At 70.6% G+C, this 26,565-nt stretch carries 27 protein-coding genes and 4 pseudogenes; 18 read left to right on the forward strand and 13 right to left on the reverse strand.

Going from position 1 to position 26,565, the window contains the following annotated elements; genetic code table 11:
• Positions 1-23: 23 nt before the first annotated feature.
• The 3 genes from OHO27_RS21505 to OHO27_RS21515 form a co-directional block, all read right to left on the reverse strand.
• A complete protein-coding gene (locus OHO27_RS21505) occupies positions 24-695 on the reverse strand; it encodes an HdeD family acid-resistance protein (RefSeq protein ID WP_328426338.1) in 672 nt (223 codons plus the stop codon).
• 100 nt (positions 696-795) lie between these two features.
• Complete coding sequence (locus OHO27_RS21510; protein ID WP_328426340.1) at positions 796-1,389, reverse strand: HhH-GPD-type base excision DNA repair protein; 594 nt, start codon at positions 1,387-1,389, stop codon at positions 796-798.
• A 75-nt stretch (positions 1,390-1,464) separates the two neighbouring features.
• Complete coding sequence (locus OHO27_RS21515) at positions 1,465-2,184, reverse strand: siderophore-interacting protein (RefSeq protein ID WP_328426342.1); 720 nt, start codon at positions 2,182-2,184, stop codon at positions 1,465-1,467.
• Positions 2,185-2,261: 77 nt separating this feature from the next.
• Here OHO27_RS21515 and OHO27_RS21520 point away from each other — a divergent pair, with 77 nt between their 5' ends.
• From OHO27_RS21520 to OHO27_RS21535, 4 genes are read left to right on the forward strand one after another with little or no spacing between them, the layout of a single operon-like run.
• Positions 2,262-4,430: a penicillin acylase family protein gene (locus OHO27_RS21520; RefSeq protein ID WP_328426344.1), complete on the forward strand. Its 2,169-nt coding sequence runs from the start codon at positions 2,262-2,264 to the stop codon at positions 4,428-4,430.
• Positions 4,423-5,046 carry a GNAT family N-acetyltransferase gene (locus tag OHO27_RS21525; RefSeq protein ID WP_328426346.1) on the forward strand — a complete coding sequence of 208 codons (624 nt, stop codon included), beginning with the start codon at positions 4,423-4,425 and terminating at the stop codon, positions 5,044-5,046. Before OHO27_RS21520 ends, OHO27_RS21525 begins: the two co-directional genes overlap by 8 nt.
• Complete coding sequence (locus OHO27_RS21530) at positions 5,043-5,516, forward strand: cupin domain-containing protein (RefSeq protein WP_328426348.1); 474 nt, start codon at positions 5,043-5,045, stop codon at positions 5,514-5,516. The genes OHO27_RS21525 and OHO27_RS21530 overlap by 4 nt, the downstream gene beginning before the upstream one ends.
• The gene (locus OHO27_RS21535) at positions 5,513-6,286 is read left to right on the forward strand and encodes an SDR family NAD(P)-dependent oxidoreductase (protein WP_328426349.1); all 774 of its coding nucleotides are present in this window, start codon (positions 5,513-5,515) and stop codon (positions 6,284-6,286) included. Before OHO27_RS21530 ends, OHO27_RS21535 begins: the two co-directional genes overlap by 4 nt.
• 95 nt (positions 6,287-6,381) lie before the next feature.
• Here the strand turns inward: OHO27_RS21535 and OHO27_RS21540 are convergent.
• The 3 genes and pseudogenes from OHO27_RS21540 to OHO27_RS21550 all read right to left on the reverse strand — a co-directional run bounded on the left by OHO27_RS21540 (position 6,382) and on the right by OHO27_RS21550 (position 8,015).
• Positions 6,382-7,364: pseudogene (locus OHO27_RS21540) on the reverse strand (IS5 family transposase).
• Positions 7,365-7,425: 61 nt separating this feature from the next.
• Positions 7,426-7,707 carry a hypothetical protein gene (locus OHO27_RS21545; RefSeq protein ID WP_328426351.1) on the reverse strand — a complete coding sequence of 94 codons (282 nt, stop codon included), beginning with the start codon at positions 7,705-7,707 and terminating at the stop codon, positions 7,426-7,428.
• Entirely contained in the window at positions 7,707-8,015 is a 309-nt protein-coding gene (locus OHO27_RS21550; RefSeq protein ID WP_328426353.1) for a hypothetical protein, read from the reverse strand. Before OHO27_RS21550 ends, OHO27_RS21545 begins: the two co-directional genes overlap by 1 nt.
• A 138-nt stretch (positions 8,016-8,153) precedes the next feature.
• On the opposite strand from OHO27_RS21550, the gene OHO27_RS21555 reads away from it, so the two are divergent.
• The 13 genes and pseudogenes from OHO27_RS21555 to OHO27_RS21615 all read left to right on the forward strand — a co-directional run bounded on the left by OHO27_RS21555 (position 8,154) and on the right by OHO27_RS21615 (position 23,094).
• Positions 8,154-8,417, forward strand: coding sequence for a GntR family transcriptional regulator (locus OHO27_RS21555; RefSeq protein WP_328426355.1), 264 nt, complete (start codon positions 8,154-8,156; stop codon positions 8,415-8,417).
• A 260-nt stretch (positions 8,418-8,677) separates the two neighbouring features.
• Positions 8,678-10,431, forward strand: a pseudogene (locus OHO27_RS21560) (copper resistance CopC/CopD family protein).
• 260 nt (positions 10,432-10,691) lie between these two features.
• Positions 10,692-12,005 (forward strand): ABC transporter substrate-binding protein, encoded by a 1,314-nt coding sequence (locus OHO27_RS21565; protein WP_328426357.1) that lies wholly within the window; start codon positions 10,692-10,694, stop codon positions 12,003-12,005.
• Between the two features lie 5 nt (positions 12,006-12,010).
• Positions 12,011-12,988, forward strand: coding sequence for a carbohydrate ABC transporter permease (locus tag OHO27_RS21570; protein WP_328426359.1), 978 nt, complete (start codon positions 12,011-12,013; stop codon positions 12,986-12,988).
• Positions 12,985-13,875: a carbohydrate ABC transporter permease gene (locus OHO27_RS21575; protein ID WP_328426361.1), complete on the forward strand. Its 891-nt coding sequence runs from the start codon at positions 12,985-12,987 to the stop codon at positions 13,873-13,875. The genes OHO27_RS21570 and OHO27_RS21575 overlap by 4 nt, the downstream gene beginning before the upstream one ends.
• Before the next feature lie 26 nt (positions 13,876-13,901).
• Positions 13,902-15,218, forward strand: a complete 1,317-nt coding sequence (locus OHO27_RS21580; RefSeq protein ID WP_328426363.1) for a glycoside hydrolase family 36 protein — start codon at positions 13,902-13,904, stop codon at positions 15,216-15,218.
• Positions 15,215-17,215 carry a beta-galactosidase gene (locus OHO27_RS21585; protein WP_328426365.1) on the forward strand — a complete coding sequence of 667 codons (2,001 nt, stop codon included), beginning with the start codon at positions 15,215-15,217 and terminating at the stop codon, positions 17,213-17,215. The genes OHO27_RS21580 and OHO27_RS21585 overlap by 4 nt, the downstream gene beginning before the upstream one ends.
• A gap of 62 nt (positions 17,216-17,277) precedes the next feature.
• On the forward strand, positions 17,278-18,609 hold the full coding sequence (locus OHO27_RS21590; protein WP_328426367.1) for a TerD family protein: 1,332 nt from the start codon (positions 17,278-17,280) through the stop codon (positions 18,607-18,609).
• Between the two features lie 88 nt (positions 18,610-18,697).
• Positions 18,698-19,486 (forward strand): Fpg/Nei family DNA glycosylase, encoded by a 789-nt coding sequence (locus tag OHO27_RS21595; protein WP_328426369.1) that lies wholly within the window; start codon positions 18,698-18,700, stop codon positions 19,484-19,486.
• A 134-nt stretch (positions 19,487-19,620) separates the two neighbouring features.
• On the forward strand, positions 19,621-22,077 hold the full coding sequence (locus tag OHO27_RS21600) for a SpoIIE family protein phosphatase (RefSeq protein ID WP_328426371.1): 2,457 nt from the start codon (positions 19,621-19,623) through the stop codon (positions 22,075-22,077).
• A gap of 94 nt (positions 22,078-22,171) precedes the next feature.
• Complete coding sequence (locus OHO27_RS21605; RefSeq protein ID WP_328426373.1) at positions 22,172-22,405, forward strand: hypothetical protein; 234 nt, start codon at positions 22,172-22,174, stop codon at positions 22,403-22,405.
• Positions 22,406-22,449: 44 nt separating this feature from the next.
• Positions 22,450-22,674 (forward strand): hypothetical protein, encoded by a 225-nt coding sequence (locus OHO27_RS21610; RefSeq protein ID WP_328426375.1) that lies wholly within the window; start codon positions 22,450-22,452, stop codon positions 22,672-22,674.
• Between the two features lie 111 nt (positions 22,675-22,785).
• Positions 22,786-23,094: a hypothetical protein gene (locus OHO27_RS21615; protein ID WP_328426376.1), complete on the forward strand. Its 309-nt coding sequence runs from the start codon at positions 22,786-22,788 to the stop codon at positions 23,092-23,094.
• Between the two features lie 296 nt (positions 23,095-23,390).
• Here the strand turns inward: OHO27_RS21615 and OHO27_RS21620 are convergent, their stop codons facing one another.
• From OHO27_RS21620 to OHO27_RS21635, 4 genes and pseudogenes are all read right to left on the reverse strand, one after another.
• Positions 23,391-23,726 (reverse strand): hypothetical protein, encoded by a 336-nt coding sequence (locus OHO27_RS21620; RefSeq protein ID WP_328426377.1) that lies wholly within the window; start codon positions 23,724-23,726, stop codon positions 23,391-23,393.
• A gap of 34 nt (positions 23,727-23,760) precedes the next feature.
• Positions 23,761-23,898, reverse strand: a pseudogene (locus OHO27_RS43170) (transposase); the annotation flags it as partial.
• 53 nt (positions 23,899-23,951) lie between these two features.
• Complete coding sequence (locus tag OHO27_RS21630) at positions 23,952-24,080, reverse strand: hypothetical protein (protein ID WP_328426380.1); 129 nt, start codon at positions 24,078-24,080, stop codon at positions 23,952-23,954.
• 99 nt (positions 24,081-24,179) lie between these two features.
• Entirely contained in the window at positions 24,180-24,512 is a 333-nt protein-coding gene (locus OHO27_RS21635; protein WP_328426382.1) for a hypothetical protein, read from the reverse strand.
• Here OHO27_RS21635 and OHO27_RS21640 point away from each other — a divergent pair.
• Entirely contained in the window at positions 24,511-25,089 is a 579-nt protein-coding gene (locus tag OHO27_RS21640) for a transposase (RefSeq protein WP_443059572.1), read from the forward strand. The genes OHO27_RS21635 and OHO27_RS21640 overlap by 2 nt on opposite strands.
• On the opposite strand, the pseudogene OHO27_RS21645 reads toward OHO27_RS21640, so the two are convergent.
• The 3 genes and pseudogenes from OHO27_RS21645 to OHO27_RS21655 all read right to left on the reverse strand — a co-directional run bounded on the left by OHO27_RS21645 (position 25,046) and on the right by OHO27_RS21655 (position 26,504).
• Positions 25,046-25,587, reverse strand: a pseudogene (locus tag OHO27_RS21645) (hypothetical protein). The gene OHO27_RS21640 and the pseudogene OHO27_RS21645 sit on opposite strands and share 44 nt — an antisense overlap.
• A 282-nt stretch (positions 25,588-25,869) precedes the next feature.
• Positions 25,870-26,292 carry a PIN domain nuclease gene (locus tag OHO27_RS21650; RefSeq protein WP_328426386.1) on the reverse strand — a complete coding sequence of 141 codons (423 nt, stop codon included), beginning with the start codon at positions 26,290-26,292 and terminating at the stop codon, positions 25,870-25,872.
• Positions 26,289-26,504: a type II toxin-antitoxin system VapB family antitoxin gene (locus OHO27_RS21655; protein WP_328426388.1), complete on the reverse strand. Its 216-nt coding sequence runs from the start codon at positions 26,502-26,504 to the stop codon at positions 26,289-26,291. The genes OHO27_RS21650 and OHO27_RS21655 overlap by 4 nt, the downstream gene beginning before the upstream one ends.
• Positions 26,505-26,565: the final 61 nt, after the last annotated feature.

The following is a 26,565-nucleotide window of genomic DNA, read 5'->3' on the forward strand; positions in this document are numbered from 1 at the left end:
GGCGTACTGGTCCGCTGCGCGTATCACAGCTCGTGCGGGACCTGGCGCGCCCGCTGCCGCATCCGGAGTCCGATGACGATCTCGACGACACCGACCGCCACCAGCCAGCACCCGCCGAGCAGCATCAGTACGGTGACCGACTCGATCGGGGAGTCGATCAGCACGATTCCGCCGACGACGGTGACGACACCGAGGAAGATCTGCCAGCCACGGGCCGGCATGGACTTGTCGGAGGCGGCGGCCAGGGTCTGGGTGACGCCGCGGAAGAGCCAGCCGATGCCGATCCACAGGGCGAGCAGCAGGATCGACTGCATCGGGCGGCGGAAGCAGAACAGGCCGAGGAGGACCGACACGGTGCCGCTGACGAAGGCCAGCACCCGCAGCGAGGTCGTCCGGTGCGTGCCGAACGCGGCGACCAGCTGGAAGACGCCGCTGATCAGGAGATAGAGCCCGAAGAGGACCCCGGAGACGAAGAGCGGGGCGCCCGGCCAGACCAGGACCAGGATGCCCAGCACCAGCGAGCAGAGCCCGGTGCCCAGGACGACCTGCCAGGCGGCCCGGGACAGGACGTGCAGCGGCCCCTCGAAGGCGGGCTCGGCCTCCCGTCCCGCACCCGCCCCGGGCGGATGTCCCGCATGAACCCGCCGGTCGTCATAGTCGCGGCCCCCGAGGCGGCCACCCGGTGACTCGGTCATGCTCCATGCTGGGAACGTCCCCGTTCCGCCCGCCATCCGGGGCGGTCCAGTCGACTGACGGCCGGCCGCTCGCCGTGGCCGGGGGCTGCTGCCGCGGTGCCTACTTCCGCGCCGCCTTCGCCGCCTTGGCCGCCGCCTTCATCTCCTGCTTGTGCGCGCGCACCTTGGTCAGGGACTCGGGCCCCGTGATGTCGGCGACGGAGCGGAAGGACTGCGGCTCGCCGTAGGCGCCCGCGGCCTCCTGCCAGCCGGTGGGGCTTACGCCCAGTTGCTTGCCGAGGAGGGCGAGGAAGATCTGGGCCTTCTGTTTGCCGAAGCCGGGCAGGTCCTCCAGGCGGCGCAGCAGTTCGCGTCCGTCGGCGACGCCCTTCCAGACGAGCTCGGCCTCGCCGTCGTAGTGCTCGACGAGGTACTGGCACAACTGCTGGATCCGCTTGGCCATGGAGCCCGGGTAGCGGTGCACGGCCGGCTTCTCGGACAGCAGGGCCGCGAAGGCGTCGGGGTCCTGGGCCACGATGTCGTGCGCGTCGAGGTCGTCCGCGCCGAGCCGGTCCGCGATCGTACGGGGCCCTTTGAACGCCCACTCCATCGGAACCTGCTGGTCCAGCAGCATGCCGACCAGCGCCGCGAGCGGGCTGCGGCCGAGGAGTGCGTCGGCCTCGGGGTCCTGGGCGAGATGCAGGGTGACGTCCATGACCCCGATCATCCCGCGCGCTGTCCGGACGCGCGCGGGGGCAGGGACGCGCAAGGGGTCCGCATCCCTGCCCGGTCAGGGGCGCCAGTACCCCAGCGCGTTCACCCGCTGCTTGGGCAGGCCCAGCTCTTTGCGGACGTAGGAGGTCAGGGCGCGGGTCGTCGCCGTGTCGCAGGCGATCCAGACGTACGGCTCCGCGGTGCTCTTGAGGAGGTCGGGCAGGGCATCCTTCACCTGGGTGACCAGGTGGGCCCCGGCGTCGCGCCTGGGCAGTGTCCGTACGTCGTGGCGGGACTCGGCCGTCCGGAAGGGCAGGCCGTCCCGCTCGCCCTCGAACCACACCGTCGCGGGTGCCGGGTCCAGGGTGGTGAGGAGGGAGTTGAGGGCGGGGAGGGAGGCCGTGTCCGCGATGGCGAAGACGTGGGAGGGGGCCGGGTCGGGTTGGGCGAAGTCCGTGCCGTGGACGGTCGCCTCGATGGTGTCCCCGGGCTTCGCCGCCCGCGCCCAGTCGCTCGCGCACCCCTCGTGCAGGGCGAACTCCAGGCTGAAGGTGCCGGCCGCCGGATCCGCGTCGACCAGGGTGTACGCCCGCTGGTGCGGCTTGCCCGCGTTGTCGAACCACAGGCGGACCCACATCGTGGGGTGGACGCCGGTCACCGCGAGCATGCCGCCGTCGGTGAGGTGGACGCGGCGGTACTGCGGCGTGACGTCCTCGGCGCCCGTCACCGTGAACACGAAGTCCTTGGCGCGCAGCAGCTTCAGGACCGCGCCCTCCCAGCCGTGCCCCTGCCCCATGGTGTCTTCACCTTTCGCGTACGATTCCCGCACCAATAACTTAGGGAAGCCTAACCTAAAGCAAGGGAGGGGCGCAGGTGACCGGCGAGATCTTCCGTGATGCCTGGGGCATACCGCATCTCCGCGCCGACGGAGCGAGAGAACTCGCCCGGGTACAGGGCCGGGTCACCGCCCTCGACCGGGCCTGGCAGTTGGAGGTGGAGCGGCACCGTTTCCAGGGCACGTCCGCGTCCTTCCTCGGCGCCGAGGCCCTGCCCTGGGACCGGTTCGTCAGACGGGCCCGCCTCGACGACACGGCGAGACGTTGTTTCGACGCGTTGGAGAGACGGGACCCGGAGACGTCGGAGTGGGTGCGGGCGTACGTCGACGGGGTCAACGAGAGTCTGGCCGAAGGCGCCCGCCGCAGCCCGGAGTTCGCGCAGGCCGGGCTCGCTCCCGGCCGCTGGGAACCCTGGGCTCCGCTCGGCATCTGGCTCGGCATCCACATCCTCTTCGCGGGCTTCCCTGCCAAGCTCTGGCGTGAGCAGGTCGTACGGCATCTGGGGGCCGGCGCGGTCGGGCTGTTCGCCGCCGACGGGCCCGCCACCTCCGGCAGCAACGGCTGGCTGGTGAGCGGCGAACGGACCGTCACCGGACACGCGATCATCGCCGGTGACCCGCACCGCTTCATCGAGGAGCCCGGGGTCTACCAGCAGATCCACCTCTCCTGCCCGGAGTTCGACGTCATCGGACTCGCCGTCCCCGGCGTCCCCGGCATCGCCCACTTCGGCCACACCGGCACGGTCGCCTGGGCGATCACCAACGCCATGGCCGACTACCAGGACCTGTACCGGGAGCGGCTGCGGCGCACCGGGGCGGGCGTGGAGGCCCTGGACCCGGACGGGGTCTGGCGGCGGGCCGTCCGGCACACCGAGGTCGTGGAGGTCGCGGGGGAGGAGCCGGCCGAGGTCGAGGTGATCGAGACGGAGCGGGGGCCGGTGATCGTCGGGGGGCCGGAAGGGTTGCCCGAGGGGGTGCCGGACGGGCTGTCCGAGGGATCGCAGGACGGGCTGTCCGAAGGGTTGCAGGAAGGTTTCTCCGCTGGGCGTGTCCTGGCCGACGGCCCCCTCGCCGTCACCCTCCGCTACCCGCCCCGCGTCACCGCCGACCTCGGCTTCAGCGCCCTCCTCCCCCTCCTCCGCGCCCGCAGCGTCGCCGACGTCGACCGGGCCGTCGGCCTGTGGGCCGAGCCCGTCAACGTCGTCCAGGCCGCCGACACCGAGGGCGGCCTGCTGCACCGCGTCGCCGGAAAGGTGCCGGTGCGCTCCGAGGCCAACCGCACCCGGCTCGTGCCCGCCTGGCAGCCCGGCCACGAGTGGCGCGGCTGGCACGAGACGCCCCGCGGCGGCCTCACCGACGGCGTGGCCGCCATGGCCAACCAGCGGGGCCTCGCCGCACCCCTGGGCGTCGAGTTCGCTCCGCCTCATCGCGCCGACCGCATCACGGCCCTACTGGGAGAGAAGGACCACTGGTCGGCCGCCGACATGCCGGCGATCCACATGGACACGCAACTCGCCTCCGCAGAACCCTTGTTGGGGATGCTGCGCGCCCTCGAAACCCTCACCCCCGAGGCTGCCCGGATCCGCCGGACCCTTCTCGCCTGGGACCGCCACATGGACGCGGACAGCGCGGCCGCGGCCGGGTACGCGGCGGTGCGCGGTGCGGTCGTACGGCGACTCGCCGCGCACCCGGCCTTCGCCGCACTGTCCGCCCCGCCCGCCTACCCGCAGGTCCTGCTCCCCTGGCTGTCCCTGCTCCCGCGCGTCGGCTTCGCCCTGGAACACCTGCTGCGTGCCGAGGAGTTGTACGGCATCGACCGCGCCGAGATCGTCCGCGAGGCCGTCGAGGAGGTGGCCGCCGCGACCGGCGGGCAGCTCACCGGCACCTGGGGCGACACCCACCGCCTCGCCCCGTGGCGGGCGCTCCCCACCGGCCCGTACGACGGACCCGGCCTGTCCGGCGACCACGACTGCGTGCTGTGCACCTCCGCCGTACCCGGCCTCACCGACCTGAGCGCGCGCGGCCCCGCCGCCCGCTACGTCTGGGACCTGGCCGACCGCGAGGCGAGCCGCTGGGTGGTCCCGCTCGGCGCGTCCGGCATCCCCGCCTCACCCCACCACCGCGACCAGCTCCCCCTGTGGGTCGGGGGAGATCTGGTGCCGGTCGTCACCGATTTCACCAAGCTGGAGAAGGAGTCCGATGTCTGACCTGCCCGCCGCCGTGACGGAACCCGTCCGCGAAGCCGTTCACGAACAGGCCGTCGAAGGCTTCGGCGCCGTCCGGGTGCTGCGCCTCGACCCGGAGGCCGACGCCGAGGTCATCCACGGCTGGGTCAGCCAGGAACGCGCCGCCTTCTGGGGCATGAACGGCCTGACCAGGGACCAGGTGGCCGGGATCTACGCCCACATGGACACCCTCGACACCCACCACGCCTTCCTCGTGGCACTGGACGGGGACCCGGTGGCGGTGCTCCAGACGTACGAGCCGGAGGCTGACCGGGTCAGCGAGTGCTACGAGGTCCTTCCGGGCGACATGGGCATCCACCTGTTGCTGGCGCCCGCCGGTCCCGGGGGCGCGCGGCCCGGCTGGACCTCGGTGCTGCTGGGCGTCGTCGCGTCGTACGTCTTCGGCACCCTGGACCGCCGACGGGTGGTCGTCGACCCGGATGTGCGCAATGAAAAGGCCATCGCCCGCTTCCTCAAGCAGGGCTTCGCGGCCGGCCCGGTGGTCGTGCTGCCGGAGGTCGACCTCCCGGACGTGTACATCCCGGAGAAGAAGGCCCAACTCGCCTTCCTGAACCGGGAGGTAGCCTTCCGGGCGTGACTCCCGAAGACCTCGTCGCGCACTACTCACTGGAGCCGATCCCGCGCGAGGGCGGGCTGTTCCGGCAGACCTGGGCTGGGCCCGAGCTGCCCGACGGACGGCCGCAGGGGACCGCGATAGTCGTCCTGCTCACCGCGGACGACTTCTCGGCCCTGCACCGCCTGCCCTCCGACGAGGTCTGGCACTTCTATCTGGGCGACCCGCTGGAACTGCTCCTCCTCGCCCCCGACGGCACATCACGCACCGCCGTGCTCGGCCCCGACGTCCTGCGGGGCCGGCACATCCAGCTCACCGTTCCCGCCGGGACCTGGATGGGGGCGCGGGTGGCGGAGGGCGGTTCCTGGTCCTTCTTCGGCTGCACGATGGCACCCGGTTTCACCTACGAGGGCTACGAGCACGGCGACCTGGCGGAGCTGACGGCGCGCTATCCCTCCGAGGCCGCGCGAATCGCGGCACTGTGCCGTCCATGACTGGACGCGGACTCCTCGAAGGACAGGTCGCCCTCGTCACGGGTGCGGGTGGCGGTATCGGGCGCGGGATCGCCATGCGGTTCGCGCAGGAGGGGGCGGCGGTTGTCCTGCACTGCCGTACGGCGGTGCAGGCGGCGGGGGAAGTGGCGTCCCGTATCCGGGAGTCGGGTGGGCGGGCGCTGGTGCTGCGGGCCGACCTGACGGATGAGGAGGAGTGCCGGCGGGTGGTGGCCGAGGCCGCCGAGTGGGGTGACGGGCGGCTGACCGCGCTGGTCAACAACGCGGGCGTACAGCCGACGCGGGAGCTGCCGGGCATGACCGTGGCGCAGTGGCGGGCGGTCGTGGACACCAACCTGTCGAGCGTGTTCGCGTGTACGCAGGCCGCGGCCGAGGTGATGCGGGAGCAGGAGGGCGGCGGCTCGGTGACCCACATCGCCTCCATCGAGGCGACCCGTCCGGCGCCCCTGCACGCCCACTACTCCGCCGCCAAAGCAGCAGTCGTGATGCACGCCCGCTCGGCCGCCCTGGAGTACGGCCCCTTCGGCATCCGCGTCAACACGGTCTCGCCCGGGCTGATCCACCGGGAAGGCCTGGAGGAGGCGTGGCCGGAGGGGGTGCGTCGGTGGGAGCGGGCGGCGCCGACGGGGCGACTGGGGCGGCCGGAGGATGTGGGGGACGCGTGTGTGTTCCTGGCGTCGTCGCTCGCGTCGTGGGTGACGGGGCATGACCTGGTGCTGGATGGCGGGGTGTCGGCGCGGTCGGGGTGGTGACCGTGTCCTGATATCGCACGGAGTCGAGAGCCCCGGTAGCCGCCGGGGCTCTCGCGTTGCGTTCGGCGGCTGCTAGGGGCTGTCTCTAGTTGTGATCACTGGGGTTTGAGGAGGCTGCTGATCCAGATGGTCGCTGCGCGGAGGTGGAGTCCGGCGAGGTAGCTCTCGGGCGTCTTGTCGTAGCGGGTCGCGATGCCTCGCCAGTCCTTCATCCTGTTGATGGCCCGCTCGACCGTGTTGCGGTCGCGGTAGAGATCGGTGCCGTGGGTGACGGGCCTGCCGCCACGGCTGCCTTTCTTCCTGCGGTTGGCGGCCTGGTCCTTCTTCTCCGGGATGACTGCCTTGATGCGGCGTTTGCGCAGGTGGGCGCGGATGGCACGCGAGGAGTAAGCCTTATCGCCGGCCGCGGCATCCGGCCGGGTGCGGGGACGGCCGACGGGCAGACGGACCCGGACCTTGCTCAGGACCGGGATGAACTGGGGACTGTCGGCGGCCTGCCCGGCGGTCAGAAGGAGGGCCATCGGCCGGCAGCGCCGGTCGGCAGCCAGGTGGATCTTGCTGGTCAGGCCGCCGCGCGACCGTCCGAGCAGAGCGGCCTTCAGCCGGGCCCGCCGTCGTAATCGGATGCGTTGGCGTTCGTCGCGGACCGGATCGCTTTCACCGTCCTGCCCGCCTTGTCCCTCTGAGGCTCCCCCTTTTGCAGGGCCGCCTCCTCGAGTGCGGCCAGGGTCTGTTCGCTGACCCGCATGCCGGCGGCGTCGTGATGGGCCCGCGTGGTGGTGGAGTCCACGCTGACCAGGGACATGTCGATCTCGGCCCTGCGGGCGGCCTCGGCGATCGCTTCGTCCAGCAAGGTCTGGAAGATGCCCGCGTCCCGCCATCGCATGAAGCGGTTGTAGACGGTCTGCCAGGCGCCGAACCGTTCGGGCATCTCTCTCCACTGGCTGCCGGTGCGGAACCGCCAGATCACCCCCTCGAACTGCTCACGCAGACGTTCGGGGTACGGGCCGAACCTGCCGACCGGCAGGAACGGCCCGATGAACTCCCACTCACTGTCAGTGAGTTGCGCACGCGTCACACCACAGTCTTATCGCACCGGCCCCCACCCCAAGCCACTTGATCACAACTAGAGACAAGCCCTAGTTCGGACGGTGCAGGCGCCGACCGCGGCTTTCGGCGATCCGGAGGGCGTCGTGGAGGGCCTCGGTCAGGCGCTCGGCGAGGAAGCGGAGCTCACCGGGCGGGGCGTCCGGGAGCATGTCGTGGGCATGAGCGAGGAGTTCGCCGCCCATGCCGAGTTGGATGGACTCGGTGGCGTCGGCCAGTCGGGACACCGGTCCGCCGTGGTCATCGGCGATGAGGTAACACGCCTTGCCTTCGGAACCCGACCAGGGGAGCAGGCGGGGCGATTCCGCTGCCATCAGGCGACCTCCAGCCCATGGATCCAGTACGGGCCGGGCATGTCCTGCCCCAGAGCGGCGAGGGCGAGTTCGCGGCGCCGCTGACGTTGCTCGTGGGCGGTGAGGTACGGGCGTACGGAGCGGGTTGCGGTGGCGTCGAGCGGGGTGTCCAGGCCGTAGGGGCTGCGGTGGGCCGGGAGGGGTGGGACGGGAGGCCGTGGCGGGGCCACGAGCGCGGGGTAGAGCGGTCGTGTGGGCCGACGATGCGCGCGGGGTGGCTTGAGCAGCAGCGCCACCCAGGCGGCCAGGTGGTGGATAAGGTCGGTCATGTCATCAGCTCCGATTCGGCTGGTGGCCGTGCCCCCGGACGGCTTGCACCCGTCGCGGGGGTTCTCACGGGCTTATTCGCGGTCTACTGCAGTCTACTGCGGTCGCGCGGTCTACCGCAGAGTTTTAGCGTCCACCGCATGAGCCCGGAGCTTGACCGCACGAGACCCGTCTGGCGACAGGTCGCCGCCGCAATCGCCACCCGCATCGCCGACGGCGAGTACCCGGTGGGGGCCCGGGTGCCTTCAGTCGTGGAGCTGTCGACCGAGTTCGGCATCGCCGCCTCGACCGCGCAGAAGGCGCTGGCCCATCTCAAGGCAGAGGGATTGATCCGAGCTGAGGTGGGCCTCGGCTCGTTCGTCGCCGAGCGACCTGAGAAGTCCGCCGCCGCGGAAGAGGCGTAGACGACGGGGTTGTCAGCGCTGGTTCAGTGCGCGCCGCGCTGAAGCGGGCGATCAAGGCTGCCGGTGGGCACCGGGCTCTGGGGGCCGGGCCCAATGATGCGGCACCCCGCCTTCGGGCAGGCCGCCTCGACAGCGTCCCCGCGGTGAGCGTGGAGCCGTTCCCTTCCGTATCTATTCCCGAGGCGACGCTTCCGAAGACGGAGATGACTGGTGTGAGGTGCGATGACGGGCGACAAGGCCGGCGACGACTTCAAAGGCTGGTGCTGCTCGGCCCCCTGCTGGTCCTGTTCCTCCTCGGCGGCACAGCCCCCGCGTCGGCCCACGCAGCCCTCCGCGCCACCGACCCCGAGGACGGAGCCGTCCTCAAGTCGGCCCCCCGTGACCTCACCCTGACCTTCACGGAGTCCGTCGGCCTGCTCGACGACTCCTTCCGCGTGCTGGACCCCGAGGGCCGCCGGCTGCGCACGGGTGAGCCGGAGCACGGCTCGGACGGTGGTGACAGCGCCCGGGTGACGCTGCCCGCGAAGCTCGCCGAGGGCACGTACACGGTGGCGTGGCGGGTGGTGTCGGCTGACAGTCACCCGGTGTCCGGGGCGTTCACCTTCTCCGTCGGGAAGCCGTCCCTGACGACGGCCACCGTGGACACCGGGCCCGCCGAGAACCCGGCGACCAAGAGCCTCTACAACATCGCCCGCTATCTGGCCTACCTCGCCGCAGCTCTGCTCATCGGCGCCGCGACCTTCATGGCGGTGTGCCGCCCACCGGACGCCCCGGTGCTCCGCACGCTGCTGAGGGCGGCCTGGTGGACCCTCCTGGCCGCCACCCTCGCCCTGCTGGTGCTGCGTGCCCCGTACGAGACGGGCGAGGGCCCCTGGGCGCCCTGAGCGCCGACGCCCTGGCCCGGACCGTGAGCAGCAGGCCGGGCGCGGTCCTGCTGGCCCGGCTGGGCCTCCTGGCGGTCGCCGCCGTCTATCTCGTACGGCTCACCGGGCGCCGTAGGCCCTACGGCTGGGCAGGCGCCGCCCTGGCCGTCGGTCTCGCCGTGACCTGGGCAGCCGGCGAGCACGCCTCCGCGGGCATCCAGGTACCGGTGGCGATGACGTCCTCGGCGCTGCACCTGCTGGCCACGGCGGTGTGGATGGGCGGTCTCGCGGCGCTGCTCGCGACGCTGTACCGCGCCCAACTGACCCCGGTCACGGTCACCCGCTTCTCCCGCCTCGCGTTCGTCTCCGTGACCGTCCTGGTCGTCACCGGCGTCTACCAGTCCTGGCGCGGCCTCGGCTCCTGGGGCGCGCTCACCGGCACGACGTACGGCAGGCTCCTGGTCCTCAAGCTCGTCGCGGTGGCTCTGCTGCTCGCGGCGGCGGCCGTGTCCCGGCGCTGGACCGCGCGGCTGGCGACGGCCGACGCGGAGGCGGTCGTGGAGGCGGTGGTGGAGCAGAAGGAGCGGGAACGGGTTCCGGAGCCGGTCGGCGGGCCGCCCGCGCTGCCCGAGGCACCGCAGGCCGAGGGCGACGTACCGCCGCCGGCCGACCCGCAGCGTCGCGCGCTGCGCCGTTCCGTGCTGGCCGAGGTCGCCGTCGGTGCGGCGGTGCTGGCGGTCACCACGGTCCTCACCAGCACCCTGCCCGGCCGGGCACAGGCCGAGGCGGCGGCGGAGTCGCCCGCGGTGATCGGCGCCTCCGTGACGGTCGTTCCCTTCGACGTCGGCACCCAAGGGGGCCACGGCAAGGTGCAGATCACCCTCGACCCGGGCCGGGTCGGCGACAACTCCATCGAGGCCATCGTCTTCGGCCCCGACGGAGGCGTCGCCACCGTCCCCGAACTGCGTGTCGCCTTCACCCTCCCGGCCAAGGACGTCGGCCCCCTCGACGCCGAACTCACCGACAAGGGCGGCTACTGGGGCAACAGCTTCCTCAACCTGCCCCTCGCTGGGAAGTGGGAGATGAAGGTGACGGTGCGCACGTCCGAGGTCGATCAGGTGAGTGAGACCAAGACCGTGGTCGTCCGCTAGAACCTGTGTGCCGTACACGCACCTCGGCGGCAGGACCGGCAGTCGCCGTGAACGTTCCCGGGTTCGATCACCCTGACGATGACCCTGAGGTCCGAGATATCGGTCACGTTTCCGAAACGGCCATCGACATCTCTTGACGCATGACCGGACATACGGCTGTTATTGCGCCACCGTGTTCGGTCAAGTTGATTTCTGATCGATTACGACGGACTTCGACGCGTCCAACCCTCATGATCGAACCCTGCCCTCAGGAGCCGTAGATGCAGCACCTCTCCCCCTCCGGTCTCTCACTGCCCTCGCCGAGCCGTCGCACCCTGCTGCGCGGCATAGGCGGCGCCGCCGCACTCGGCGCGGGTATACCGCTGCTCAGCGCCTGCGGCGGCAGCGGTACGGCGAGTGACCCCAAGACCGTCACCCTCGGCTCCAAGGCGTCCGACGCCGTGCCGAAGAAGGCGTTCGCGGACATCTACGCGGCCTACAAGAAGAAGTCCGGCATCACGGTCGACGTGAACACCAAGGACTCCAACACCTTCCAGGAGCAGATCAACTCCTACCTCCAGGGCACGCCGGACGACGTGTTCACCTGGTTCGCCGGCTACCGGATGCAGTTCTTCGCGGCCAAGGGGCTGGCCACCCCGATCGACGACGTGTGGCAGACCATCGGGGGCAACTTCCCCGACGCGATGAAGAAGCTCAGCAAGGGCGAGGACGGCAAGTACTACTTCGTGCCGCTGTACACCTACCCGTGGGCGATCTTCTACCGGAAGAGCGTCTTCCAGGAGAACGGCTACGAAGTCCCCACCACCTGGGACGACTTCGTGGCGCTGTGCAAGCAGATGCAGAAGGACAAGCTGGTCCCGATCGCCTTCGGCGACAAGGACGCCTGGCCCGCGCTCGGCACCTTCGACCAGATCAACTTCCGCCAGAACGGCTACGACTTCCACGTCGAGCTGATGGCGGGCAAGGCCTCCTGGACCGACGCCAAGGTGCGCAAGGTCTTCGACCTGTGGACCGAGATCCTCCCGTACCACCAGGAGGGCGCCGTCGGCCGCACCTGGCAGGACGCGGCCCAGACGCTGGCCTCCAAGAAGGCCGGCATGTACCTCCTCGGCACCTTCGTGGCCCAGCAGTTCACCGACAAGGCCGCCCTGGACGACCTGGACTTCTTCGCGTTCCCGGAGATCGACCCGCAGTTCGGCCAGGACACCGTCGAGGCGCCGACCGACGGCTTCATGATGAGCAAGAGTCCGAAGAACAAGGCCGAGGCCGTCAAGCTGCTGGAGTTCCTGGGCACTCCGGAGGCCGAGTCCGTCTACCTCAAGTCCGACCCGAGCTCGGTCCACGCCTCCACCAAGGCCGACACCTCCTCGTACACCGCGCTGCAGAAGAAGGCGTACGACATGATCGCCGGCGCCAAGTCCCTGACGCAGTTCATGGACCGTGACAGCCGGCCCGACTTCACGTCGACCGTGATGCAGCCCGCGCTGCAGAAGTTCATCCGCGACCCCAAGGGCGTGGACAGTTTGCTGTCCTCGATCGACCGTCAGAAGAAGACGATCTTCGCGTCCGGCTGATCGACATGACCACAGAAACCACCAAGGAGATCCCGGAGGCGGCCGCCGTGCCGCCTCCGGGCGCTGCCCCCGCCAAGAAGGTGCCCCACGGGCACCGCCGTCTGCTGACCCGCCGCGACCGGCTCACCCTCGGGCTGATGGCGGGCCTGCCGACCGTCCTGCACATCGCTCTCGTCTGGGTGACGGCGCTGGCCTCGATCGCGCTGGCCTTCACCACCTGGGACGGGATCGGCTTCGGCTCCATCCAGTGGGTCGGGCTGCAGAACTTCCGTGAACTCTTCGAGCAGAACCCGCAGTTCTGGCCCGCCGTCCAGCACAACGTCATCTGGTTCGTCGTCCTGATCGCGATCCCGACCCCGCTCGGCCTGTTCCTCGCCGTGCAGCTGGACAAGAAGATCCGGTTCAGCAGGGTGTACCAGACCGCGTTCTTCCTGCCCGTCGTGTTGTCGATGGCCGTCATCGGCTTCGTCTGGCAGCTCGTCTACAACCCCGACACCGGCCTGATCAACAGCCTCATCGGGGCCAACGAGCCCGGCAAGTACATCGACTGGATCGGCGACCCGGACCTCAACCTGTGGGCGATCCTCGTCGCCGCGTCCTGGCGCCACACCGGCTACATGATGATCCTGTACCTGGCCGGCCTGAAGGGCGTCGACCCCTCGCTGCGGGAGGCGTCCGCGCTCGACGGCGCGAACGAGTGGCAGACGTTCAAGAACGTCATCTTCCCGACCCTGCGCCCCACCAACACCGTCGTCCTGGTCGTCACCATCATCGAGGCCCTGCGCGCCTTCGACCTGGTCTTCGTCTTCAACAAGGGCGCCGAGGGCACCGAGCTGCTCTCGATCCTGGTCACCAACAACATCATCGGCGAGTCCAGCCGCATCGGATACGGCTCCGCGATCGCGGTCGTCCTGCTGCTGATCTCGCTCGTGGTGATCATCCCCTACCTGGTGGCCACCTTCCGGAAGGAGCGGCGCGCATGAGTACCGGCACCCTCGCGCTCGGCAAGAAGCGCGCCCCCGTCCGCCCCGGCCGGATCCTGCTGCACGTGTTCCTCGCCGGCGCGGCGCTGGCCTGGCTCGCGCCGCTGCTCTGGGCGATCTACGCGGCGCTGCGGCCGTACTCCGAGACGAGCGAGAAGGGATACGTGTCCTGGCCGGACACGCTGAGCTTCGACAACTTCACGAACGCGTTCACGCAGTCGGACATGAGCCACTACTTCGTCAACACCATGATCATCGCCGTGCCGGCGGTGCTGGTGACGTTGTTCCTGTCCTCGATGGTCGCGTTCTACGTGAGCCGCTTCGACTTCCGCATCAACCTGGCGCTGCTGCTGGTCTTCACGGCGGGCAACCTGCTGCCCCAGCAGGTCATCATCACCCCGCTGTACCGGCTGTACCTGCTGGTCGACCTGCCCGGCATCACGATGAGCGGCAAGCTCTACGACTCCGCGCTCGGCCTGGTGCTGATCCATGTCGCGTTCCAGTCGGGCTTCTGTGCCTTCGTGCTCAGCAACTACATGCGTTCGCTGCCGCACGAGCTGACCGAAGCCGCGCTGGTGGACGGCGCCTCGGTGTGGCGGCAGTACTGGCAGATCGTGCTGCCGCTGTGCCGCCCGGCGATGGCTGCCCTGGGGACGCTGTTGTCCATCTGGATCTACAACGACTTCTTCTGGGCCCTCGTCCTGATCTCGACCGGCGAGAACATGCCGATCACCTCGGCGCTGAACAACCTCACCGGCGCGTACTTCACGGACCCGAACCTGGTCGCCGCCGGCGCCCTGCTCACCGCGATCCCCACGCTGATCGTGTACTTCGTGCTCCAGCGGCAGTTCGTCAGCGGTCTGACGCTGGGCGCCAACAAGGGCTGACGGCCCCTTTCTTGAAAGAGACACCCGTGCACCACCCCTTCACCCCCGTCGCCTCCGTGCCCGTGGACACGGCCCACGCCCGTGTCCACGAGGAGGGCTGGCAGTCCTGGAGCCCAAGCGGCTCCTACGCCCTGGGCGAGAAGCCGTACCGCCCGACCAACGACAACTGGGCGACGGTCTGTTACCGGCCCGGCGTCACCGTTCCCGAGGGAGCCTTCCAGGGCGAGGGGCTGCTGGCCCTGGACCCCGGCGACGGCTCACCCGTACGCCTGTGGGCGGCCGTCGAGCCGACGCGCGCGGTGCCGTCGATCCGTCTGACCGTCGACGGGGACACGGCGCAGGTCAGCGCCGACGGCCCGGTGAAGGAGTGGACGGGCACGGACATCCAGGCCGTGCTGGCGGACTGGGCCGCCGGTCTCGGGGGCGAGGCTCCCCGCCCGGCGCCCACCGTCTGGTGCTCCTGGTACGAGTACTTCACCGCCGTCACCGAGGACGACATCCACGAGAACCTCCGCGCGATGGACACCCTCGACCTGCCCGTCGACGTCGTCCAGATCGACGACGGCTACCAGAAGGCCCTCGGCGACTGGCTCACCCTCTCCGGCCGCTTCCGCTCCCGCGCGGGCATCGCCGACGCCATCCGCTCCCGCGGCCGCCGCGCCGGCATCTGGACGGCCCCGTTCCTGGTCGACCCGGCGAGCGACCTGGCCGCCGAGCACCCCGAGTGGCTGGTGCGCACCGCCGACGGCGGCTTCACGCACGCCGGCCGCAACTGGGGCCACGACCTGCGCGTCCTGGACACCACGCACCCCGAGGCGGCGGCGTATCTGACGGAGGTCTTCCGGACCCTGCGCGGCGAGGGCTACGACTACTTCAAGGTCGACTTCCTCTACGCGGGCGCCCTGGACGGCGTACGGCACGCCCCGGACGTCGACGCGCTGACGGCGTACCGCTCCGGGATCGAGCTGATCCGCGAGGCCATCGGCGCGCACGCCTATCTGCTGGGTTGCGGGGCACCCCTGCTCGCGTCCATCGGCCTGTTCGACGCGATGCGGGTCAGCCCCGACACGGCGCCGCACCGCCGCCCCGAGGCCGACGACTACAGCCAACCCGGGCAGGATCCGGCCGAGTTCACCGGCGCCGGCCGCCAGTGGCAGCACGGCCGCCTCTGGATCAACGACCCCGACTGCCTGATGGCCCGCCCGGCGGTGGAGACCCGGGAACGGTGGGCGGCGCATGTCGAGGCGACGGGCGGCCTGATGGCGTCCAGCGACCGCCTGCTCTCACTGGACGAGTGGGGCGTGGCGACGACCCGCCGTCTCCTCGGGGGAGGTGCCCGGTGAAGCGCGAACTGTCCGTCCCCGGCATCGCCTACGGCGGCGACTACAACCCCGAGCAGTGGCCCGAGGAGGTATGGGCCGAGGACATGCGCCTGATGCGCGAGGCCGGGGTCACCATGGTCAGCGTCGGCATCTTCTCCTGGGCGCTGCTGGAGCCGAAGGAGGGTGAGTTCGACTTCTCCCTCCTGGACCGCGTCCTCGACCTGCTGCACGCCCACGGCATCGCGGCCGACCTCGCGACCCCGACGGCGGCGCCCCCGGCGTGGTTCTTCCGCGCCCACCCCGAGGCACTGCCCGTGGACAAGGACGGCAGGGGGCTGTCGTACGGCAGCCGCCAGACGTTCTGCCCGTCGAGCCCCGCCTACCGGGAGGCCGCCCTGCGCATCGCGCGTGCGCTGGCCGCCCGATACGCGGACCACCCGGCGCTGGCCATGTGGCACGTCCACAACGAGTACGCCTGCCACAACGCCGAGTGCTACTGCGACGAGAGCGCGGCCGCCTTCCGGCGCTGGCTGCGCAGACGGTACTCGGACGACCTGGCGGCGCTGAACGACGCCTGGGGCACGCGCTTCTGGAGCCAGTGGTACTACGACTGGGACGAGATCCTCCCGCCCCGCCCCACCGGTGCCGTCCCGAACCCCACCCATCAGCTGGACTGGCGCCGCTTCTGCAGCGACGAACTGCTCTCGCTGTACGAGGCGGAGCGCGAGGTGCTGCTGGCGGCGGCCCCGGCGATCCCCGCCACCACCAACTTCATGGCGATGTACAACTTCGACGCCCTCGACTACTGGCGCTGGGCCCCGAAGCTGGACATCGTCTCCAACGACCACTACCTCCAGTCGGCCGATCCCGAGTCCGAGATCGACATCGCGCTCAGCGGCGACCTGGTCCGCTCCCTCGCGGGCGGCCCGTGGCTGCTGATGGAGCACTCGACGGGCGCGGTGAACTGGCAGCCGGTCAACCGGGCCAAGGGGCCGGGCGAGCTGCGGCGCAACGCCCTCGCCCACGTGGCCCGCGGCGCGGACGGCATCGCGTACTTCCAGTGGCGGGCGGCGAAGGCGGGCGCCGAGCAGTGGCACTCGGCGATGCTTCCGCACGCGGGCACGGACAGCCGGATCTGGCGTGACGTGGTCCGGCTCGGCGCGGATCTGCGCGCGTTGGCGGAGGTCAGGGGCAGTACCGTCCCGGCCCAGGTGGCCATCGTCTGGGACTGGAACTCCCGCTGGGCGATGGAACTCCCCTCCCAGCCGAGCACCGAGCTGCGCTTCCAGGACCTGGTCCGTGCCTGGTACGAGCCGCTGTGGCGGGCAGGCGTCGCGGTGGACTTCGTACGCCCCGACGCGGACCTGTCGGCCTACCGGCTGGTGCTGGCCCCCTCGCTGTATCTGGTGGACGACGAGGGCGCGAGGAATCTGACGGCCTTCGCGTCGGGCGGCGGCACGCTGGCGGTCGGCTTCCACAGCGGCGCGGTCGACGAGAACTGCCATGTCCGGCTGGGCGGTTACCCGGGCGCTTTCCGGGAGGCGCTCGGGGTACGCACCGACGAACTGTTCCCGCTGCTGCCGGGGGAGCCGGTCGGGCTGAGCGGGGGCGGTACGGGGACCCTGTGGTCGGAGCGGGTACGGCTGTCCGGCGCCGAGTCGGTCGAGTCGTACACGACCGGTCCGCTCAGCGGCGTACCGGCGGTGACGCGCAACAGCACCGGTTCCGGGGTGAGCTGGTACGTGGCCACCCTGCCCGACCCGGCGACCCTGTCCGCGCTTGTGGACCGTATCCGCCGGGAGGCGGGAGTGGAGCCGGTGCGCAGCACCCCGCAGGGCGTCGAGGCGGTCCTGCGGCGTGGCGCGGACGCCGACTATCTCTTCCTCATCAACCACACCGACCGTCCCGTCCACGTGGCCGTCGCGTCGGACGCCACGGAACTGCTGACGGGCAAGCCGGTGCCGGGTTCGGTCAGTGTTCCGGCGGGGGAGACGGCGGTGGTGCGCGAGCCGCGCTGAGCATCCCGCCATGTGGCAGGGTGGCGGGAAATCGCCGGGGGATCTTCGAGGGGTGGGGCGGCATGCCGGAGCTGACCAAGGGCGGGAACATCGCGGTGGGCTCCGGGCCCGTCGTCGCCGAACTGCACGCCGTGGGCGGCACGGTCGATCTCAGTGCCCTGCTGGTGGCGGCGGACGGCAAGGTCAGGTCCGACGACGACCTGGTCTTCTACAACCAGCCGTCCGCCGAGTCCGGTGCCGTCCGGCACCTCGCCGCCGATGCCGAGGGCCCGGAGCGCGTCGAGATGAACCCGGCCGGGCTCCCGGCGGACGTGGACCGGGTGGTCCTGGTCGGCAGCTGCGATCCCGACGACGCGAACCGCACCTTCCGCGAGGTCGAGGACGTGCTCGTCCGCGCCTCCCCGGTCGGCGCCGACCCGGTCCACTTCCGCCCGCCGGCCCTCACCGACGGCGAACGCGCCGTGCTCCTGATGGAGCTCTACCGCAGGGGCGAGGCCTGGAAGCTGCGCGCCATCGGCCAGGGGTACGCCGACGGGCTGGCCGGACTCGCCACCGACTTCGGCATAGACGTGGCGCAGGCGGAGGAGCCGGAAGCGGGCGAGGAGTCCGAGCAGCAGGCGGCGTCCCAGGTGCCGGTGCGGTCCGAGCAGCCCTCGGGCGGGGCACAGCCGGCCCACACCGCGCCCCCGATGAGCCTGCGCAAGCCCCCGCTCGGCACGATCAGCCTCGGCAAGGGCGGCCAGGTCGCGATGAGCCTGGACAAGGCGGACCGCGAGCTGGTGGTCACCGCGACCCTGGAGTGGGACGGCGGCAGCGAGCAGCGCCGCAAACGGGGCGCCGACCTCGACCTCTACGCGCTGTTCGTGCCGGCGTCGAAGGCGATTCGCGGCGATCAGGCCCCCGGCACCCTCATCACGCCCAAGAAGGGCTCGCGCCCCGCGCCCGCCTCGGACACGGCGCACAAGGGCAAGGGCGCGGACGTCGTCTACTACAAGCGCCTCGGCTCGCGGAAGAACCGTCCCTTCATCCACCTCGACGGTGACGCCCGCCTCCCCGGCCGCGAGACACTCCGTATCGTCCGCCCCGACCAGCAGGGCTACGTCCTGCTGTGCGCCTACTCCGCGGTCAGCAACGGCTTCGGCTCCTTCCGCAGCTTCGGTGCGAAGGTCGTGGTCACCGACGGGCGCGGCTCGACCGTCACGGTCCCGCTCTTCGAGAACACGAAGACCCGGTACTGGGTGGCCATCGCCCTCGTGGACTTCACGGCGCCCGACGGGGCGGAGATCCACCACGTCGAGGCCTACAGCGGCCGTATGACCGAGCGCCGCCCGGTCCTGCACGCGGACGGCACCGTGGAGATGAACGCCGGGCCGGTGGAGTTCAAGCGGCGCTGAGCCGACACCCGGCCCCGGCGAGGTGATAAGTGCCCTAAACGGGGCAAACAGATAAGAGCACGGCATCCAACCGCGAAGGCCGTCCGCCATGCCTGAACTGCCAGACGTCGAGGGTTTCCGGAACGTGCTCCAGTCCTGCGCGAAGGGCCGGACCATCCGCCGCGTCGACGTCCGCGACCCGAGCGTCCTGCATGGCGTGAGCGCACGGCGGCTGCGGGACTCGCTGGAGGGGCGGCGCGTCACCGGGGCGGAGCGACACGGCAAGTGGCTGCTCGCCCGCACCGGCGGCCCAACCCTCGCGCTGCACTTCGGCATGACCGGCCGGCTGCTCTGCGCCCACCCGGACGACGCGGCCGAGCCGCACGACCGCGTCCTGCTCACCGTCGCCCGCGACCACCAGCTCCGCTACCGCGACCAGCGCAAACTCCAGGGCCTCTGGCTGGCCGACGACGAATCCGATGTCGTACGGCTGCTGCGGGACCAGGGGCCCGACGCCCTGACGGTGGACCGCGGGGAGTTCGAGGAGGTGCTCGCCTCCCATCGCGGACGCGTCAAGTCGGTCCTGATCGACCAGTCGGCCCTGGCCGGCCTCGGCAACCTCCTGGCCGACGAGATCCTGTGGCGGGCGCGGCTGCGCCCGAACACCCCGGCGAACGCCCTCGCCGAGCCCGAGCGCCACCGCCTCTACACCGAGATGCGCCGCACCCTGCGCCCCGCGGTCACCGCCGGCCGGGTCCCGCCACGCCCCACCTGGCTCACCGGCCACCGCGACGACCCCGACCCGCACTGTCCCCGCTGCGGCACGCCCCTGCGCCGCACCCGCGTGGCAGGCCGGACGACGGTGTGGTGTCCCGGGTGTCAGGACAAGGGGGCGTGAGTGGTGTCAGGACAAGGGGGCGTGAGTATGGAGAAGGGGGCGTGAGGATGGCGAAGGACCACGAAGCGACGGCCCGACGTGCGCGGGCCGGTTCAGGATCCCGGTGAATCTCGGCGAGAGCGAGATGAACGATCATGGACGAGCCCGTCACCACCGGCCGGACTACACGTCCGCTCGACGATGTGGTCGGCGAGGCGCTCACGGCCTGCGTCACCGTCGACGAACACGGCACGGTGACCGGGTGGAACGCGGGCGCCGAGCAGCTTCTGGGCTACTCGGCTGATCAGACCGTCGGGCGCCCGGCGGCCGAGCTGCTGGCCGGGCCGGTCCCGCCGGATCTGCCTTCGTTCACCCGGCTGCCGAGATGGCACGGCACGGTTTCGGTCCGGCACCGCGACGGGCGACGACTGGAGATCAAGGTCCTCGGCCACCACAGGACCGGCGAATGGTTCCTGGTGTCGGCCCTGAGCAACCAGCAGCCCCCGCCACCCGCCGACGACCCCTTCGTGACCTGGAGCTTCGCCCAGTCCCCCTGCTGCGCCCTGGCGCTCTACGACACCAGGCTCCGCCTGCGCCGCGCCAACGCGGACATGGAACGCTCGGTGGCCCTCACCGAGGCGGACATGCTCGGGCTGCGGGTCAACGAGATCGTGGACGACCCGGCCGGCGACCGGGCGGAGCAGAGCATGATGCGGGTCCTGGAGACGGGCGAGCCGCAGTACAACGAGAACTTCCTGCGCGCCGCCGGTGAGACCCGCGAACACGCCTGGTCGATCTTCCTGTCGGCCCTGCGCGACCCGGCGGGCGAGGTGCGGGGCGTCTGCCTCACCGCGCACGACATCACCGAGCAGCACTGGGCACGCAAGCGGCTCCAGCTGATCGCCGAGGCGGGCCGGCGCATCGGTACCACCCTCGACGTGATGCGTACGGCGCAGGAGCTGGCGGAGGTGACGGTCCCGGAACTCGCCGACTTCGTCACGGTCGACCTGCTGACCTCCCTCGAGGACCTGCACGAGCCGCTCCCGGAGGGCGGGCCGCCGCCCGGCCCTGTCGTGATGCGACGGGCCGCACACCAGTCCGTGACGCCGGGCATGCCGGAGGCGGTCGTCGCCCTCGGCGACGTGGACGAGTACCCGGAGAACACCGCGCCGGTCGTGACGCTGCGCTCGGGACGGGCGGAGATGTACGAGATGACGCACCCCGAGATCACGCGGTTGGTCGCCCGGGACCCGGCCCGGGGCGCCCGGGTCCGCGAGTTCGGCGTCCATTCCGTGATGGCGGTGCCCCTGACTGCCCGCGGAACCACGCTGGGTGTCGCCGTCTTCACCCGCCACCGCAAGTCCCAGACCTTCCAGCAGGACGACCTGGTGCTGGCCGAGGAACTGGCGGCCAGGGCGGCCGTCTCCATCGACAACGCGCGCCGCTACGCCCGCGAACGCGGCACCGCGGTGATGCTGCAGCGCAGCCTGCTGCCGCAGCGGCTGCCCAAGCAGGCGGCGATGGAGGTGGCGTCCCGCTATCTCCCGGCCGGTGCGCACGCCGGCGTCGGCGGTGACTGGTTCGACGTGATCCCGCTGTCCGGGGCGCGGGTGGCGCTGGTCGTCGGCGACATCGTCGGCCACGGCATCCACGCCTCCGCGACGATGGGCCGGCTGCGGACGGCCGTACGCACTCTCGCGGACATCGATCTGCCCCCGGACGAACTGCTCACCCACCTCGACGATTTGGTGGTCCGCCTGTCCACGGAACCCGAGGTCGGGCGGCCGGCCGAGGAGTACTCCGAGCCCGCCGGCGAGGTCGGCGCGACCTGCCTGTACGCCGTGTACGACCCGATCTCCCAGCGCTGCACGCTGGCCCGGGCCGGGCATCCGCTGCCGACCGTGGTGAGCCCCGAGGGCACCGCCGAACTCCTCGACCTCCCGGTCGGCCCCCCGCTGGGCCTGGGCGGCCTGCCCTTCGAGGCGGCCGAGATCGACCTGCCGGAGGGCAGCCTGCTCGCCCTCTACACCAACGGCCTGATCGAATCCCCGGACCGCGACCTCGACGACGGCATGCTCCGCCTCCGCCACCTGCTCATGGGCCCGGAGCCGACCCTGGACGGCATGTGCGACAGGATCCTCACCGACCTGCTGCCGCCCCGCCCGGCGGACGACGTGGCGCTCCTGCTGGCCCGTACCCGCGCGCTCGACGCCTCCCAGGTCGCCACCTGGGACGTACCGGCCGACCCCTCCGCCGTCGCCCAGACCCGCAAGGACGCGCTGGCCCAGCTGGACGCCTGGGACCTGGAGGACGCCGCGTTCGTCACGGAACTGGTCGTCAGCGAACTCGTCACCAACGCCATCCGGCACGCGGAACCCCCCATCCAGCTCCGCCTCATCCACCTCACGCACGACGACTCCCTCATCTGCGAGGTCTCCGACGGCGGCAACACCGCCCCCCACCTGCGCCGCGCCCGCTCCTATGACGAGGGCGGCCGCGGCCTCCTCCTCGTTGCCCAGCTCACCCAGCGCTGGGGCACCCGCCAGACGGCCACGGGCAAGACGATCTGGGCGGAACAGCCGTTGGAGCCGGCGCTGCCGACCGGCCTCTGATTCCCGAAGGTCTGGAGTCCCCGCCCGGAAGGACGCTGATCCTCACGAGCAAGTGGTGTGGCCTGAAAAATCGAACACATGATTGAATTCGGCCATGCGAACGTTTCCCGACGACCTTGCCCAGGCACAGCGGGAGTGGAGCGCCACCTACCGGCAACTGGCCGAGCGGCCCGGCCGCACGGAGCTGCGCCGGCGCCTGTACCGGCTGTCCGCCGAGGTGTTCTTCCACCCCTACTGGCAGCAACGGCGCCCGGGCCCCGCCGCGTGGTGGGAACTGCGTGACCTGGGCCGTTCGGGCGGGGACACCCATGGGCGGCATCGTCGATGACGAGCTGGGGTGCAGGGCCCGACTTCCCGGATGATCCTGAGGACATGTCCGCACCGATACGCGTGACCGTGCATCCGCCGTCCGCCACAGGAGGCCGACGCGTGCGCGTGGACGGCGAGATCCTCGGGCTGGCCCACAACGTGGCCGACGTGGCGGAGTTCCTCCGCCGGGCCGGGCTGGAGATCGACCCGTCGGACGTGTCGAAGGTGTCGTGGATCGACTGGCGCGGCGTGGGGCCCGAGCGCTGGGGTCCGGAGGCGGACGGCTGACAGCGGCATTTGGCGGTGGCGGGTGCCGGGTGGCGGGGCATGTTACTGGCGAGTTCGGAGACTCTGTAAGATCCACTCCGACCAACGCAAGCCCTAACTGGGGGAACACTCATGACCAAGCGCTTCTCCGCCCTGGCCGTCTCCGCGGCCATCGTCGGCGGCCTCTTCATCACGTCGGTGCCCGCTCACGCCGCCCCGTCCGCCGACCAGGGCGCGGTCTCGGCCAAGGCCGCCGTCACGTGCAACCAGAACCAGATGCGCCAGCAGATCGCCAACCTCAAGACCAAGGCGGCGAAGCTGAAGCAGCTGGGGGAGACCGCGGCGGCCAACAGGGCGCTCAGCGAGGCGAACGCCATCCAGAAGAAGCTCAACGCCTGCATCAAGGCCGATGACGAGGCCAGCAAGCCGTTCCCCGGCTAAGCCCCGGCCGGCCTCCGGCTCCACGTGTGGCGCTGCCCGTCCGTTCTGCGGATGGACAGCGCCATGCGCTTTTCCGTAAGGCAACGTCCAAGGGCCCGGTGAGGCACTGGCGGAGGATACGAGATTCGAACTCGTGAGGGGTTGCCCCCAACACGCTTTCCAACTGTTAGCGCGGCCGTCCGGGGGTGTTCGTCAGGGTTCACACGGCACGTCAGATGGGGTGCGCGCACGGCGGTGAACCAGGGCGGCCGTCAGCGCACAGGACAAAGACCAGGACAACGACTGGAGACCAGGGGCTACTCAGACAAGCGCAGGAGAACGCCCCTTCGGTTGGTGGCACTTGCTGCGATGTGGTCGAGTACAGCCGCCCAGGCGTCGGGGCGATCGAGCTGCCGGACGATCGCCTCTGGCACCATGGCGTCGGCCTGGTTGGGGATTGGCCGTGAGCCGATCGCCTTGCGGTACTCGGTGGCCGTGACCCTCTCCCGACCACTGGCCAGCGCAGTATCGATCATTGTGCGAAGGACGTCCCATCGCTGATGGTCCGGCATGCCAGAGCGCTGGTAGTCGAACGCGGCTTCACGCAGAACCGAGTAGGACACGCTGACCTGGCCGAAGACGAGGTCTCTCATCGGCGGGCTTAACCACTTCGCCAGTGACGCACAGCCGCACTGCCGTCTCGGTCAGGTCGAAGTCCTTGGCGATCTGGCCGACCGAGCGGTCACCGCGCCGGCACAGCTCGACGATCTCGGCCTTGAACTCCACCGTGAACGATCGGCGAGGGCGTGGCTTCTTCTTCCCCATGCTCTCCATGATGGACATCCTCCCGGGGCAGAACCCCTGATCTCGGATGTCCGTCAAAGCGGATCAAGCCCACGGTGATGCTCGGCCAGGAACGCGAACACATTCCCGGCCGGGATCAGATCCCGGCAGGTCTCCCACACGTCCGGCCCGACCATCTCGCCGACCCACTCGCCCATCGCCACATGACGAGTCTGGCCCTGCCGCTCACGCGGCAGGGCCAGAACCCGAATTCTTCATCGACCTTCTAGGGGCTTCTGATGGATCTGGGCGTCCCGGGACGCTCAGCCGCCGTACTCGATCGCCACGCCGCCGACGCCGGTGCTCAACGGGCCGCAGCCGATACCGATGCTGTGGGTGTTGCCGGGCGTCACATATACCCAATTCGAGTAAGCGTCGGGGGCCCAGCCGCAGATGGCGCGTACGGAGAACGCGTGCAGCTGCGTCCCGGGGTTGTAGCACTTGCCGTAGGCGACATTGTCCTCGATCCAGGTGCTGCACTGCAGCACGTTGGGCTCCGCGGCCGCCGCGGGTGAGGCGGTCGCGAGACCGACTCCGTCGGCGAGAGCGATCCCCGCAGTTCCGGTGACGAGTGCGCGCTTCCAGAGGCTCTTCATGACCTGCCCTTCAGTTCCGCCCTGTGCCGGGCGTCCTGCGCGAAAGGGTAGGAGACAGGCAGGCAGGAGGGATCCTGACAGATGTCAGGGCTCCCGAGCATGGGCAGGCTCCGACAGCCGCGGCTTCGACGGCGGCAAGCTGATCAACGGCCGTAAGCGGCATGTCGTGGTCGACACCCCCGGCCTGCTGCTCGCGGTGATGGTTACCGCCGCGGATGTCGGCGACCGCGCCGCCGCCGATGTCCTGCTGCACCAAGTCGCCGACGCGCACCACCGCCTCGCCCTGGTCTGGGCGGATGGCGGCTACACCGGCAGTCTCGTCGAGCACTGCCTGGCCACGCTCGCCCTGGTCCTGGCGATCGTCAAGCGCAGCGACGACATGCGTGGCTTTGTGGTGCTGCCCAAGCGGTGGATCGTCGAGCGCCTCTTCGCCCACCTGATGCGCACCCGTCGGCTGGTGCGCGACTTCGAGCGCCGCACCACCAGCGCCGAGGCGATGGTCTACTGGTTGATGACCCTGCTCATGACCCTGCTCATGACCCGCCGCCTGGCCCGGTCACATTCTGCGCGAGCGTGAAGCGGCCCGGCTGCTGTTCGGCCGGCCAGCCGCGCGCGGCCAGGCGTTTCGCCTTCGACCGCAGCGCCTCCACCTTCGCCGGCACCGCGTCCAGGCCGAACAAGACGGCCATCTCCTGGCAGGTCAGCGGCGCTTGATGGAGGCGATGCCGGTCCGCAAGGGCCTGCAGGATGCGCTGGTAGTCGATCGACAGCACAGACCAGGCCAGGCCCTCGCGCCACATGGGCACCTGCGACTTCGGCTTCGCGGCCCTCGACGCCGACGACGCCTCCTCGGCCGGTCCCTCGGCCGGCATCGCCCGTTCGGTCCGGGCGTGATCTCCGCTCTCGTCCACCGGTGCCGGCACCTCGCCGACCCGCGAGCGGGCGATGGCCCCTTCCATTCCCGCTCGGTCACGGCCAACTCGGCCTGGACACGGTCGGCTTCCTCGCGCAGCTCGTCCACACGACTGCGAGCACCCAGCTCACGCTGTTCCAACAGCCCAACCACCGACGGCATCCACGACCTCCCGGGCAGCGACGGCACGACAGGCCACTACGCCCACGGGATCGTCGACCCTATGCCCGACCAGCGGAAACGCAGTCTTCAACTCCGGAAAGACAACGGCTTCTAAGGGCCCCACCGTTCGCGGTGGGGCCCTTAGACATCGTGCCCGGTGAGGCACTGGCGGAGGATACGAGATTCGAACTCGCGAGGACCTGCGGTGCGGCTGTGGCGGGTGGGGCTCCTGAACGGTGCTGTACGGAGCTGAATGCAACCGGAAATGCAACCATCGCCCGCCTATTTGCCGCTCTCCGGGCCGTACCACTGGAGAGCCTGGCCGGTCACTGCCGCGATGCAGGCGAAGTCGTGGTCGCGGTGCAGGAGGGTGAGCCCTTGCAGCTCGGCTGTCGCGGCGACGACGAGATCCACCGCACCCGCACTGCGATGCTTTTTCTGTTGGGTGAGAGCTTCTTGGACCTGCCAGGCGCGGTCGTAGGCGCGGTCGTCGACGGGAACCCAACCGAAAATCAGTCGTATGTCCTCGATGCCGCGCGCCCTGTCGGCGGCCGACCGGGCGCTGTAGAAGAACTCAAGCTCGGTGATCGGGCAGGTGGCGATGAGCCCGGCGGCTGCCGCCTGGTCCCAGCCGTACTGCTCCGCGTCCTCGCGCATGAACCGAGCGAGCGCGCTGGTGTCGATCAGGAACTGGGCCGCGTTCACCGGCGGTAGTTCCCCTTGTTCTCGAACAGCTCCAGATCGAATGCGCCGTCCCCGGCCGCGGCCCGCAGCCGGGCGAGAGCCAGGGCGCGACGCCGACTCTCCAGCACCTCACGAAGAGCGGAGTTGACTGTCTCCTTCTTGGTGCTCGTCCCGAGGGCCTTAGCCACGGCCGCGACCAGGTCGTCGTCCAGGTCGATAACCGTCCGACTCATGGGTTCCTCCCTGATATCAAATGTGGGATCAAGTATATCTCGCGAGGTGCCCGCGGGGTGG

The organism is Streptomyces sp. NBC_00443, assembly GCF_036014175.1.
Lineage (GTDB): Bacteria > Actinomycetota > Actinomycetes > Streptomycetales > Streptomycetaceae > Streptomyces.

Excerpts from the sequence above, each read along its gene's own strand:
- OHO27_RS21505 (WP_328426338.1), bottom strand. The coding sequence starts at position 695 with ATGACCGAGTCACCGGGTGGCCGCCTCGGGGGCCGCGACTATGACGAC.
- OHO27_RS21510 (WP_328426340.1), bottom strand. The coding sequence starts at position 1,389 with ATGGACGTCACCCTGCATCTCGCCCAGGACCCCGAGGCCGACGCACTC.
- OHO27_RS21515 (WP_328426342.1), bottom strand. The coding sequence starts at position 2,184 with ATGGGGCAGGGGCACGGCTGGGAGGGCGCGGTCCTGAAGCTGCTGCGC.
- OHO27_RS21525 (WP_328426346.1), top strand. The coding sequence starts at position 4,423 with ATGTCTGACCTGCCCGCCGCCGTGACGGAACCCGTCCGCGAAGCCGTT.
- OHO27_RS21535 (WP_328426349.1), top strand. The coding sequence starts at position 5,513 with ATGACTGGACGCGGACTCCTCGAAGGACAGGTCGCCCTCGTCACGGGT.
- OHO27_RS21545 (WP_328426351.1), bottom strand. The coding sequence starts at position 7,707 with ATGGCAGCGGAATCGCCCCGCCTGCTCCCCTGGTCGGGTTCCGAAGGC.
- OHO27_RS21550 (WP_328426353.1), bottom strand. The coding sequence starts at position 8,015 with ATGACCGACCTTATCCACCACCTGGCCGCCTGGGTGGCGCTGCTGCTC.
- OHO27_RS21555 (WP_328426355.1), top strand. The coding sequence starts at position 8,154 with ATGAGCCCGGAGCTTGACCGCACGAGACCCGTCTGGCGACAGGTCGCC.
- OHO27_RS21565 (WP_328426357.1), top strand. The coding sequence starts at position 10,692 with ATGCAGCACCTCTCCCCCTCCGGTCTCTCACTGCCCTCGCCGAGCCGT.
- OHO27_RS21570 (WP_328426359.1), top strand. The coding sequence starts at position 12,011 with ATGACCACAGAAACCACCAAGGAGATCCCGGAGGCGGCCGCCGTGCCG.
- OHO27_RS21575 (WP_328426361.1), top strand. The coding sequence starts at position 12,985 with ATGAGTACCGGCACCCTCGCGCTCGGCAAGAAGCGCGCCCCCGTCCGC.
- OHO27_RS21590 (WP_328426367.1), top strand. The coding sequence starts at position 17,278 with ATGCCGGAGCTGACCAAGGGCGGGAACATCGCGGTGGGCTCCGGGCCC.
- OHO27_RS21595 (WP_328426369.1), top strand. The coding sequence starts at position 18,698 with ATGCCTGAACTGCCAGACGTCGAGGGTTTCCGGAACGTGCTCCAGTCC.
- OHO27_RS21600 (WP_328426371.1), top strand. The coding sequence starts at position 19,621 with ATGGACGAGCCCGTCACCACCGGCCGGACTACACGTCCGCTCGACGAT.
- OHO27_RS21605 (WP_328426373.1), top strand. The coding sequence starts at position 22,172 with ATGCGAACGTTTCCCGACGACCTTGCCCAGGCACAGCGGGAGTGGAGC.
- OHO27_RS21610 (WP_328426375.1), top strand. The coding sequence starts at position 22,450 with ATGTCCGCACCGATACGCGTGACCGTGCATCCGCCGTCCGCCACAGGA.
- OHO27_RS21615 (WP_328426376.1), top strand. The coding sequence starts at position 22,786 with ATGACCAAGCGCTTCTCCGCCCTGGCCGTCTCCGCGGCCATCGTCGGC.
- OHO27_RS21620 (WP_328426377.1), bottom strand. The coding sequence starts at position 23,726 with ATGAGAGACCTCGTCTTCGGCCAGGTCAGCGTGTCCTACTCGGTTCTG.
- OHO27_RS21640 (WP_443059572.1), top strand. The coding sequence starts at position 24,511 with ATGACCTGCCCTTCAGTTCCGCCCTGTGCCGGGCGTCCTGCGCGAAAG.
- OHO27_RS21635 (WP_328426382.1), bottom strand. The coding sequence starts at position 24,512 with ATGAAGAGCCTCTGGAAGCGCGCACTCGTCACCGGAACTGCGGGGATC.
- OHO27_RS21655 (WP_328426388.1), bottom strand. The coding sequence starts at position 26,504 with ATGAGTCGGACGGTTATCGACCTGGACGACGACCTGGTCGCGGCCGTG.